At 57.0% G+C, this 11,999-nt stretch carries 9 protein-coding genes; 3 read left to right on the top strand and 6 right to left on the bottom strand.

Annotation, left to right across the window (positions count from 1 at the left end; all coding sequences use genetic code 11):
- Positions 1-8: 8 nt before the first annotated feature.
- The 4 genes from V6F91_RS09840 to mnmG are packed head-to-tail and all read right to left on the bottom strand — an operon-like array spanning position 9 to position 4,246.
- Positions 9-881, bottom strand: coding sequence for a ParB/RepB/Spo0J family partition protein (locus V6F91_RS09840; RefSeq protein ID WP_332763887.1), 873 nt, complete (start codon positions 879-881; stop codon positions 9-11).
- Positions 882-890: 9 nt separating this feature from the next.
- The gene (locus V6F91_RS09835; protein ID WP_203420125.1) at positions 891-1,688 is read right to left on the bottom strand and encodes a ParA family protein; all 798 of its coding nucleotides are present in this window, start codon (positions 1,686-1,688) and stop codon (positions 891-893) included.
- 18 nt (positions 1,689-1,706) lie between these two features.
- Complete coding sequence (rsmG, locus tag V6F91_RS09830; RefSeq protein WP_332763884.1) at positions 1,707-2,351, bottom strand: 16S rRNA (guanine(527)-N(7))-methyltransferase RsmG; 645 nt, start codon at positions 2,349-2,351, stop codon at positions 1,707-1,709.
- On the bottom strand, positions 2,348-4,246 hold the full coding sequence (gene mnmG / locus V6F91_RS09825; RefSeq protein ID WP_332763882.1) for a tRNA uridine-5-carboxymethylaminomethyl(34) synthesis enzyme MnmG: 1,899 nt from the start codon (positions 4,244-4,246) through the stop codon (positions 2,348-2,350). The genes rsmG and mnmG overlap by 4 nt, the downstream gene beginning before the upstream one ends.
- 573 nt (positions 4,247-4,819) lie before the next feature.
- Here mnmG and V6F91_RS09820 point away from each other — a divergent pair.
- The 3 genes from V6F91_RS09820 to V6F91_RS09810 all read left to right on the top strand — a co-directional run bounded on the left by V6F91_RS09820 (position 4,820) and on the right by V6F91_RS09810 (position 8,827).
- Positions 4,820-5,326 carry a sigma-70 family RNA polymerase sigma factor gene (locus V6F91_RS09820; RefSeq protein WP_332763880.1) on the top strand — a complete coding sequence of 169 codons (507 nt, stop codon included), beginning with the start codon at positions 4,820-4,822 and terminating at the stop codon, positions 5,324-5,326.
- A complete protein-coding gene (locus V6F91_RS09815; protein WP_332763878.1) occupies positions 5,326-6,273 on the top strand; it encodes a FecR domain-containing protein in 948 nt (315 codons plus the stop codon). The genes V6F91_RS09820 and V6F91_RS09815 overlap by 1 nt, the downstream gene beginning before the upstream one ends.
- 118 nt (positions 6,274-6,391) lie before the next feature.
- Positions 6,392-8,827, top strand: a complete 2,436-nt coding sequence (locus V6F91_RS09810) for a TonB-dependent siderophore receptor (protein ID WP_332763876.1) — start codon at positions 6,392-6,394, stop codon at positions 8,825-8,827.
- A gap of 37 nt (positions 8,828-8,864) precedes the next feature.
- Here the strand turns inward: V6F91_RS09810 and mnmE are convergent, their stop codons facing one another.
- A complete protein-coding gene (mnmE, locus tag V6F91_RS09805) occupies positions 8,865-10,235 on the bottom strand; it encodes a tRNA uridine-5-carboxymethylaminomethyl(34) synthesis GTPase MnmE (protein ID WP_332763874.1) in 1,371 nt (456 codons plus the stop codon).
- 81 nt (positions 10,236-10,316) lie between these two features.
- Positions 10,317-11,999 carry a membrane protein insertase YidC gene (gene yidC, locus V6F91_RS09800; protein ID WP_090287843.1) on the bottom strand — a complete coding sequence of 561 codons (1,683 nt, stop codon included), beginning with the start codon at positions 11,997-11,999 and terminating at the stop codon, positions 10,317-10,319.

The raw sequence follows: 11,999 nt of genomic DNA, 5'->3' as shown, positions 1-11,999 counted from the left end.
GAAATGTTTCAGCGGATGTGTGCGAGCACACCTTGAAGCTCATCGAGCGAGTTGTAACCAATCACCAATTGGCCCTTGCCCTTCTTTCCGTGGCGAATCTGCACCGCAGAGCCTAGGCGCTCGGCCAGGCGCTGCTCGAGGCGAGCGATGTCCGGATCGGGTTTAGCGGCTTCGACAGGCTCGGGTTTGCCACTCAACCATTGGCGAACCAGTGCTTCAGTTTGGCGCACAGTCAGGCCTCGTGCGACAACATGTCGCGCCCCTTCAACCTGCTGATGGTCCGGCAGACCGAGCAATGCACGGGCATGACCCATTTCCAGATCACCATGAGACAGCATGGTCTTGATGACTTCAGGCAATGCAATAAGTCGCAACAGGTTAGCCACAGTCACCCGGGACTTACCCACAGCTTCGGCCACCTGCTGCTGAGTCAGCTGGAACTCCTGCTGCAAACGCTGCAGTGCCACGGCCTCTTCGATCGGACTCAGGTCTTCGCGCTGGATGTTCTCGATCAGCGCGATGGCGATTGCGGTTTCATCAGGCACATCGCGAACCATGGCCGGAATGGTTTCCTGACCCGCCTGTTGACTGGCGCGCCAGCGACGCTCACCGGCGATGATTTCGAAGCGGCCACCACCAATCGGACGCACCACGATCGGTTGCATCACGCCTTGGGCTTTGATCGAAGACGCCAGTTCTTCCAGCGCTTGCGGATCCATGTCCCGGCGCGGCTGGTATTTGCCGCGCTGAAGCAGGTCCAGCGGCAAATGCTGCAATTCCCGGGTATCAGCCTGCGCGGCCTGTTCTTCCAGGGCGCTGACTGTCGGACCGCTCAGCAGTGCATCCAGTCCACGTCCGAGACCTCGTTTCTTGACGGCCATGGGGATTCCTTAAGTTGGCTGGGCAGCGGCGATACGTGAATTTTTGCGCTGACGGCGAACCATCTCGCCCGCCAAGGCCAGATAGGCCAGCGCGCCGCGCGATTGCTTGTCGTAGGCCAGTGCCGGCATGCCGTAGCTTGGCGCTTCGGCCAGACGGATGTTGCGCGGAATCACCGTGTCGTAAAGCTGCTCGCCGAAGTGTTCCTTGAGCTGCGCCGACACATCGTTCATCAGGCTCAGGCGCGGGTCGTACATGGTCCGCAACAGACCTTCAACTTTCAGGTTCGGATTCAGCAGTTCAGCGATGCGCTTGATGTTATCCACAAGGTCGCTCAAACCTTCGAGCGCGAAATACTCGCACTGCATGGGAATGATCACCCCGTCGGAAGCGACCAGCGCATTAAGCGTGAGCATCGACAGCGACGGCGGGCAGTCGATCAAGATGTAATCGTAGTTATCGCGGATCGGCGCCAGCGCGCTACGCAGACGGCTTTCCTTCATCTGCATTTCCAGCAGCACCACTTCAGCCGCCGTCAGATCGCGGTTGGCCGGCAGCAGTTGATAACCGCCATGTTCGGAAAAATGCATGGCCTGGCCCAGATCGCATTCACCGATCAGCAGGTCGTAGACCGAATTTTCCAGGCCGTGTTTATCCACACCGCTACCCATGGTGGCGTTGCCCTGTGGATCGAGATCGATCAGCAGCACCCGGCGCTTGGTCGCGACCAGCGATGCTGCGAGGTTGATACAGGTGGTGGTCTTGCCCACACCACCCTTCTGGTTCGCTATCGCGAATACCTTAGCCATTCTTGCTTGTGTTCCCAATCATGCCGTGCGGCGCAGTATCAGCAGATGGCGTTGGCCTTGGCAACCGGGGACGGCCAGGGCGTGTTCGCTATCGAGTTTGAAATCTGCCGGCAATGCTACCAGCTCATCGGCCGGATGAACGCCCTTCATTGCCAGCCAGCGTGTATCGGCATCGCCCAAGTGGCGAGTCCAGTTGGTGAAGTTTTCCATGCTGCTGAAGGCCCGGGAAATGATCCCGTTGAATGGTTGCGCAGGCTGGAACGCTTCGACGCGACTGTGGATAACTTGCAGGTTATCCAGCCTCAGCTCCAGTTTGACCTGAGTCAGAAAGCGGGTTTTCTTGCCATTGCTGTCCAGACAGGTCACCTGCGAGTCCGGATACAGGATCGCCAGCGGAATACCAGGCATGCCACCACCACTGCCGACATCGAGCCAGCGACCGTTTTCGATAAACGACATCACGCTGAGACTATCGAGCAAGTGCCGCGAAACCATTTCATCCGGATCGCGCACCGCTGTGAGGTTGTACGCCTGGTTCCATTTGATCAACAGGGCCAGATAACCCAGCAGTAACTCGTGCTGGGTTTGCGTGAGATTGACACCGAGCGCGCGGGCTCCTGTGGATAACTCTTCGGCGTGTTGCGAAGTGACCTTAGAACTCAAGCGCTTTGCTCCAACTGACGGCCCGCGCCGCGTTTTTTCAAATGAATCATCAACAGCGAAATGGCTGCCGGGGTCACGCCCGGGATCCGTGAAGCCTGGCCAAGCGTCTCGGGGCGAGTCGCGCCGAGCTTGCCCTGGATCTCCTTGGAGAGACCGGAAATGTTGGTGTAATCGATATCCACAGGCAGTTTCGTGTCTTCGCTGGCACGCAAACGGGCGATTTCATCCTGTTGACGATCGATGTAACCGGCGTACTTGGTCTTGATTTCGACCTGCTCGGCGACCTGTGGGTCTTCAGCGCCTTGTCCGGTCACTTCGACCAGACCCGCGTAATCGATTTCCGGGCGGCTCAAGAGATTGAGCAAGTTGTACTCGTGAGTCAGCGGCGTGCCGAACTTCTCGGCAATCGCATCGCCCTGCTGCGTGTTAGGGCGCACCCAGGTGCTTTTCAGGCGCTGTTCTTCCAGATCGATGCTTTCGCGCTTCTTGCAGAACGCCGCCCAACGCGCGTCATCGACCAGACCGAGCTCGCGGCCTTTTTCGGTCAGACGCAGGTCGGCGTTGTCCTCACGCAGGATCAGGCGGTACTCGGCGCGGGAAGTGAACATGCGGTACGGCTCTTGGGTACCGAGGGTGATCAGGTCATCGACCAATACACCGATGTACGCTTCATCGCGGCGCGGGCACCAGGCTTCTTTGCCCTTGGCGCGTAGAGCCGCGTTGGCCCCGGCCAGCAAACCTTGCGCACCGGCTTCTTCGTAACCGGTGGTGCCGTTGATCTGACCGGCAAAGAACAGACCGCCAATCACCTTGGTCTCGAGGCTGTACTTCAGGTCGCGAGGATCGAAGTAGTCGTACTCGATCGCATAACCCGGACGCACGATGTGCGCGTTTTCCATGCCACGGATCGATTGCACGATCTGCAATTGCACGTCGAACGGCAAGCTTGTGGATATCCCGTTCGGGTACAGCTCATGGGTGGTCAAACCTTCCGGTTCGATGAACACCTGATGGCTTTCCTTGTCGGCAAAGCGATGGATCTTGTCTTCGATCGACGGGCAGTAACGGGGGCCGATGCCCTCGATTTCGCCGGCAGCGGAATACATCGGCGAACGATCGAGGTTCGCCGCGATGATTTCATGGGTGCGGGCGTTGGTATGGGTAATCCAGCAACTGACCTGGCGTGGATGCTGTTCCTTGTTGCCCATGAACGACATCACCGGGATCGGCGTATCGCCTGGCTGCTCGGTCATCACCGAGAAATCCACAGACTTGCCGTCAATACGCGGCGGTGTGCCGGTTTTCAAGCGGCCGACACGCAATGGCAGTTCACGCAGACGGTGCGCCAGTGCGATTGACGGCGGATCACCAGCACGACCGCCGGAAAAATTCTGCAAACCGATGTGGATAAGTCCACCGAGGAACGTACCGGTGGTCAACACCACGGAATCGGCGAAGAACCGCAGACCCATTTGCGTGACAACACCACGGACTTGTTCCTGCTCGACGATCAGGTCATCAGCCGCTTGTTGAAATATCCACAGGTTCGGCTGGTTTTCCAGGATTTCGCGGACCGCGGCCTTGTACAGAATGCGGTCGGCCTGAGCACGGGTCGCCCGTACGGCCGGGCCTTTGCGGCTGTTCAACACGCGAAACTGGATACCACCCAAATCGGTAGCCATGGCCATCGCACCGCCGAGGGCGTCGATTTCCTTGACCAGATGGCTTTTGCCAATGCCACCGATGGCCGGGTTGCAACTCATGGCGCCGAGGGTTTCCACGTTATGCGTCAGCAACAGGGTTTTTGCCCCCATACGTGCTGAGGCCAGTGCTGCCTCGGTACCGGCATGACCGCCGCCGATGACGATCACTTCAAAACGGGAAGGGAAATCCACCACGCACCTCGTGCCTGCTTAATAGGTCATTCAGGAAATAGTTTGAGCTCAGGTTTCTGGACCTGGTCGACAAGTATAGGGACTTCGCCCTTCCTAAAGAACCCTTTGCACAAAATTTAACCAGCTGTGGAGAACTCGCGGTTAAAAGAATAAAAAAGAGAGAAATTTATAAAACCTTTGTTTTTATGTTTATTCTTACTGACCACGCTTTCTGTGGATAGATTACTACAGGCCTTTATTTATGTACTGTACAGAGATTCAAAACCCTGTGCCCATGTGCCGATGAGGGCATTGGATAAGCCTCGTAAGCCTGTGGATTAAAGGGGTGGTTATCCACAGAGCGGGTTATGTCCAGTTTTTGGACCCTGTTATCAACCGGCCTCAGGGGCAGTTATTCACAGAGCTTAATCCACAAATAAAATGTCCAGACGATGGATACAGAACGCGAAAAAAGGCGCCACCGAGATAGCGGTGACGCCCATGCGTTCGTTGGAGAGGAAGTGAAAGGGCTATTGTGAGAGAACGTAACAGGGGCTAATAATAGGCATTATCATTAACTTGTTACTTTCTCCCATGCCCCTACTCGCCCACACCGCTGCGATCGAGCAAATCTACGAGCAACACCATTCGTGGCTCTACGGCTGGCTCAAGGGAAAATTAAATGACGCCTGCGATGCGGCTGATGTCGCGCATGACACGTTCGTGAGAATTTTGGCGGCCCGCAATGCTGCGTATATCCGCGAGCCCAGGGATTATCTGACCACCATTGCGCGTGGCCTGGTGATCGATCGTTATAGAAGAAGCGCCATCGAGAACGCTTTTCTGCAGGCTCTTGCAACCAGACCTGAAGCCACCGCAATCAGTGAAGAAGACCGAGCGCTGATCATTGAAACACTGATGGCGGTGGATAAAGCCTTGGCTGGCCTCGGTGCGCGAACGCAGCGAATCTTCGTGCTTTCTCAGATTGAAGGCCTGACTTATCAACAGATCGCCGCGCAGGTGAGGGTTTCGCTGACCACGGTGAAGAAGCACATGGTTCGCGCCCTGACGGAATGTGCCCTGATCATGGCGCAGCATTAATGGCCATCGCACCCGACCGCCAGGTTTTCGAAGCAGCCGCCAGTTGGTATGTGCAATTTCAGGCAGAGCCGCCAACCCTTGCCGAAAAAAAGGCCTGGCAGCTGTGGATAGATAGCGATCCTGCGCATCTGGTGGCATGGAACCAGGTGGAACAAATGCAGCGTCATTTGGGAACATTGCCGCAGGATTTGAAGCGTCGCGCCCTGACTACCGGACAGCAACGACGCCAGGTATTGAAGCTGTTGCTGGTCGCTGCGGGGACCGGATTCGTCGGCTGGAACGTTCAGCAACACACTTCCTTGGGGAATGTCTGGGCCGACTACAAAACCCGGGTCGGTCAGCGACGCAACCTTACATTGGCCGATGGCAGCGAGATCCAGCTCAATACCGACACCGCGATCGATGTGTCTTTCAATACGACACAACGGCTGATTCGCCTGCGCTCGGGCGAGATCCTGATTCAAACCGGCAAGCTTGGCGATCAACGACCGTTTTTTGTCGAAACCCAGGATGGCCGGGTTCAAGCGCTGGGCACGCATTTTTCGGTTCATCAGTTACCGGGTTCAACCCGAGTGGGTGTGCTCGAAGATCGTGTCAGCATTCAGCCCGCTGACGTCTCAGCGCCAGCGAGAATCTTGCAGACGGGTGAAGGTGCAGATTTTGATCGTCAGCATATCGCGCTCATTCAGCCGTTCACCTCATCGCAAGTGGCGTGGAGCAACGGCCAGTTGATTGTGCTTGATGCGCGTCTGGGTGATGTGATCGATGAGCTGCAGCGCTATCGCCGCGGCGTCCTGCATTGCGATGCTGGCGTTAGGGATCTGCGCATATCCGGCACATTCAAGCTCGATTCCACGGACGCTGTGCTGGCCAATCTCCAGGCTTCGTTGCCGATCAACGTGCGTTATTTCACCCGTTACTGGATATCGATCAGCCATGGCGCTTGATCGAAACCACACCCGCGAAAAATAAACTGAAACCGGGTTATCTTTTTTTGCCCTGAACCGGCCCTACAGGTAATCGCGATAAACGCGGCTCGTTGCCACCTTCAGGGCTTATCCACACATGCGTCTTCCTACGTATCGTCAGCACTTCTCCTACCACTGTCTTGCTTACTGCCTATTAATGACCAGTGCCGCGTCTTGTCTGGTGATGCCCGCTGGCGCATCCGCGGCGAGCAGTACTCAGCGTTATGCCATTGCCGCGGGCCCTTTGGATAAAGCCCTCAGCCAGTTCGCCTCCGCTGCGAATGTGATTTTGTCCTTCTCGCCGCAACAGACGCTACGCTTGTCCAGTACCGGGCTGAACGGCAATTTCAGTGTCGAGCAGGGCTTCGCCCAACTGCTGCAAGGCTCCGGACTGCAGGCCGTGCCGCAGGCGCCGGGCAGTTACATTCTGCAAGCGTTGCCAAGCACTGATTCGCTGGAACTGGCCCCAACCAACATCAACGCGCAGTTGGCCAACCCGATGGACCTGGACTACGCCGCCGACGTCGGCTACAAGGCGCAGAACAGCCGGGTCGGTACGAAAACCAGCACGCCGCTGTCGCAAACGCCGCGCTCTGTGTCAGTCGTCACCGCACAACGCATGAAAGATCAGAAATCTCAGACACTCACAGAGGTACTTGGCTACGTCCCAGGCATCTTTGCCCCACCATTTGCAGCAGGCGACAGTCTGGCCGGAGACCTGTTTTTCATTCGCGGTTTCAACGCCACCGATTACGGCTACGGTCTGCTGCGCGATGGACTCCGCGTGCAGGGCAATCGCTATGACACCAGCACCGAGCCGTATGGACTGGAACGGGTTGAAGTGTTCCGCGGTCCGTCGTCGCTGTTGTATGGCGAAAACGCCCCTGGCGGTCTGGTCAACCTGGTCAGTAAGCGTCCAACCGCTACACCTCAGGGCGAAGTGCAATTGGGTTATGGCTCGAACAATCGCCGGCAGATCGGCGTCGACGTGTCGGGGCCGCTCAACGACAGCGACAACATTCTCGGGCGCGTGGTGATGCTCGGACGCAAGTCCGACACCCAGACCGATCACGTCCCGGATGACCGAATCTACATCGCCCCTTCGCTGACGCTGAATTTCGACGACTTCAATACGCTCACGCTGCTGGCCAACTACCAGAAGGATCACACCAACATGGAACTTGGCCTGCCGGCCGCCGGGACATTGCTGAGCAACCACAACGGCAAATTATCCAAGGACACGATGCTTGGCGATCCGGACTGGAATACTTTCGAACGGGAAACCTGGAGCACTGGATACGAGTTCAGCCATTCATTCAACGATGATTGGCAGTTTCGCCAGAACTCGCGCTATATGCAGTCGCGCATCACCCGTCACGAAACATGGCCGGGCAACCTCAATAACGGCGGTTTCGGCACGCGGCTGAACATGACCGCTTACGATCGGTTCAACAAGTCGATGGTGTACTCGCTGGATAACCAACTGGAAGGCAAGTTTCAGGTCGGTGGGCTGGAGAACACTGTGCTGTTCGGCGTTAGCTACGACCGTACTTCGTTCAATCAGGACTGGAACGCCGGCATCGTCGGGCCGATCGATGTGTATAACCCGGTTTATCTACGCGACCCGACCACGCCGATTGCGGTGCAAAACACCCTGCTCGAGCAACAGATGAAAGGCGTTTATGCACAAATCCAGAGCAAGTACGACCAGTGGCTGTTTTTGCTCGGTGGCCGGCAGGACTGGGTCGACAGCGATTTTCGCGACAAGGTGGCCAGGGGCGGCGACATCAGCTCCGAGGACAAGAAGTTCACTTATCAGGGCGGGGTGATGTACCAGTTCGACAACGGCATGACGCCGTATGTCAGCTATTCCACCTCGTTTGTGCCAGTGCAGCAGATTTCCAACGCCGGCGCACCGCTCGATCCGATCACCAGCAGCCAGTACGAAGTTGGCGTGAAGTACGAGCCGATCGGCTGGGATACCGCATTCACCGCTTCGGTGTACGACCTGCGCAAAAAGGACGACACCTACTTCGACTCGTCGACCTCGAGTTATCGCCAGGTAGGCGAAAGCCGCTCCAAGGGTGTCGAGCTGGAGTTGAACAGCAACCTGACGCAGAACCTCAACGTGACTGCGGCTTACACCTACACCGATGCGCGCATTACCAAGGATGCCGCGACTTCGTTGGTCAAAGGTCATCAAATGACCGGCGTGCCGCGAAATCAGGCCTCGGTCTGGGCCAAATACCGCTTTCTCGACGGTGACCTGAAAGGCTTGTACGTGGCCGGCGGTGTACGCTACTTCGACAGCGCGTTCGCCTATACCTCGCCATCACTCTACGGCAAGCTGGATGCCGACGATGTTACGCTGGTCGATGCCGCGATCGGTTATCAGATCGACAACCATTGGAGCGTGGATCTCAACGCGAAAAATCTTTTCGACAAGGAATACGTATCAGGCTGCAACGATGCAGGGCGCTGTTATTGGGGCGAAGACCGGACTTTGCTCGGTACGGTGTCTTACAACTGGTAAAAAAAGGCCTGTGGATAAATTGTCCACAGGCCTGTTTTCATTTACCGATGCAGAAGCTGGAAAAGATCCGCCCCAACAAGTCATCGGAGCTGAACGCCCCGGTGATTTCACCAAGAGCATGCTGGGCCTGGCGCAAATCTTCGGCGAGCAATTCGCCGGCGCCCGCCAATGTCAGTTGGGCACGGCCGTGTTCCAGTGCCGCGCTGGCATGGCGCAATGCTTCGAGGTGACGACGCCGTGCACTGAAACTGCTTTCCGAGGTTTGCTCGTAACCCATGCAGGCCTTTAGATGGTCACGCAGCAAATCCAGGCCTTCACCCGCCGATTTGGCACTCAGGCTGATGGTCACATGGCCGTCTTCACTGGTTTCCAGCGCAATTGCTTCGCCGGTCAGATCGGCTTTATTGCGAATCAGGGTGACCTTGGCCGGATCCGGCCGGGTTTCGAGGAATTCTGGCCACAGGGCAAACGGATCCAGCGCTTCCGGTGCGGTCGCATCAACCACTAACAACACGCGATCAGCCTCACCAATCGCCTTCAATGCCCGCTCGACGCCAATCTTTTCCACATGATCATCGGTATCACGCAGACCGGCAGTGTCGACAACGTGCAGCGGCATGCCATCGATGTGGATATGTTCGCGCAGGATATCCCGGGTGGTGCCAGCGATCTCGGTAACGATGGCGGCTTCCCGACCGGCCAGCGCATTCAACAGGCTGGATTTGCCGGCATTCGGTCGGCCGGCGATCACCACTGTCATGCCGTCACGCAGCAAGGCACCTTGTCCGGCCTCGCGCAGTACTGTGGATAACTCGTTGCGCACTTTGTCGAGCATGCTCAACACATGGCCGTCGGCGAGAAAGTCGATTTCCTCTTCAGGAAAGTCGATAGCGGCTTCAACGTAGATGCGCAGACCGATCAGTTGCTCTGTCAGGTAATGCACACGCTGGGAAAACGCTCCCTGCAATGAACGCAGGGCATTACGTGCAGCTTGAGCAGAACTGGCTTCGATCAGATCGGCAATCGCCTCGGCCTGGGCCAGGTCGAGCTTGTCATTGAGAAACGCGCGTTCACTGAACTCCCCAGGACGCGCCAAGCGGCAACCCAGTTCCAGGCAACGCTTGAGCAGCATGTCGAGAACGATCGGGCCGCCGTGTCCTTGCAGTTCCAGCACGTCTTCGCCGGTAAACGAGTTCGGTCCCGGGAAATACAATGCCAGCCCCTCGTCCAGCACTTGTTGGTCGTTGTTGAAGAACGGCCCGTAATGGGCAAACCGAGGTTTCAGCTCGCGACCGCTGATGGCTTTCGCCGCCACGCTGGCCAACGGCCCGGAAATACGAACGATGCCTACACCACCGCGACCTTGTGCGGTGGCGACGGCGGCGATGGTTTCACGCGGTGTGCTCATAAACCGGAATCCAGACAAAAGTGGCAGATAGCAAAACGCCCCACTAGGGGGCGTTTTGAGTGGTGTTATCCACAGTGCAAGTTACGCCTCGGCTTTTTTCGTCGCCGCTTCGATCTTACGCGTGATGTACCACTGTTGTGCAATCGACAGGCAGTTGTTCACAACCCAGTACAGCACCAGACCAGCAGGGAACCACAGGAAGAAGAACGTGAAGATGATTGGCATCATTTTCATGACCTTCGCCTGCATCGGGTCCGGAGGTGTAGGGTTCAGCTGCTGCTGGATGAACATGGTCGCGCCCATGATGATCGGCAGAATGAAAAACGGATCCTTGATCGACAGGTCGGTGATCCACAGCATGAACGGCGCTTGACGCATTTCCACGCTTTCCAGCAGAACCCAGTACAGCGAAAGGAAAACCGGCATCTGCACGAGGATCGGCAAGCAGCCGCCCAGCGGATTGATCTTCTCTTTCTTGTACAGCTCCATCATGGCTTGCGACATTTTCTGCCGGTCGTCGCCATGTTGCTCTTTCAGCGCAGCCAGTTTCGGCGCAACGGCACGCATGCGCGCCATCGATTTGTAACTGGCAGCCGACAGCGGGAAGAAAATTCCCTTGATCAGCATGGTCAGGAAGATGATCGACCAGCCCCAGTTACCGACAATCGCGTGGATGTGTTGCAGCAGCCAGAAGATTGGCTGGGCAATGAACCACAGAATGCCGTAGTCGACGGTCAGTTCCAGACCTGGGGACAACTCTTTCAACACCGCCTGGCTTTTTGGACCGGCGTACAGCACTGCGCTGGTTTCAACCTTGGCACCCGGAGCAGCGGTCAACGTAGGACCGGTATAACCGATGATGTAGTTGCCTTTGCTGTCTTTACGGGTCTGGACGATGTTGTTTTCGCCCTTGGCCGGAATCCACGCCGTCACAAAGTAGTGTTGCAGCCAGGCGACCCAGCCACCAGTAACGGTTTCTTTGAGCTGCGCCTTGTCCATGTCCTTCATGGACACTTTCTTGTACGGCTCCGAACTTGTCCACAGGGCAGCGCCCAGGTAAGTCGCAGTGCCAGTCGCTGTTGTGGACGAAGGATCCGCGCTTGCGTCGCGTTTCAGCTGAGCGAACATTGCGCCATTCCAGGGCTGAGCGCTCTGGTTATCCACAATGTAGGAAACGGCTACGTCATACAGGCCGCGTTTCAGAGTGAAACGCTTGATGTAGTTGACGCCATCCTTGCTGAATTTCAGGTCAACGACGAGTTGATCCTGACCCTCAGCCAGTTGGTAGGTCTTCTTCTCCGAGGAGTAGACCGGACGACCGGCCGGATTTGCGTCCGGGCCATTGGTGCCGATCAGCCCGCTTTGGGCCAGATACACACGTTCGCCGCCGTTATCGAACAGCTGGAACGGCACATCAGGACGATCCTGACGACGCGGATACAGTGGCAAGGTCAGTTGAGCGACATCGCCACCTTGTGGATCGATCGCGAGATCGAGCACGTCGGTTTTGATCTGGATCAGATCCTTGCTGGCGGCCACCGGTGTTTCGGCAGGTGCGCTGGTATCGCTGGCGGCACGCGGAATATCGTCACTGGCGGCAGCATTGGTGCCAGTGGCGGTGTCCGGCAAACCGGATGTAGTCGTACTGGAAGCAACATTCTGAGTCGGCAGGGCAGCCTGGCCATAGTCCTGGTTCCATTTAAGAACCATAACGTAGGACACGATTGCCAGGGCGACGATCAGGATCGTGCGTTTGATATCCAT

This window comes from Pseudomonas koreensis, assembly GCF_036668835.1.
Classification (GTDB): Bacteria; Pseudomonadota; Gammaproteobacteria; order Pseudomonadales; family Pseudomonadaceae; genus Aquipseudomonas; species Aquipseudomonas koreensis_I.
The sequence above is the reverse complement of the archived record's forward strand: the minus strand, read 5'-3'. Positions and strand labels throughout refer to the sequence as shown.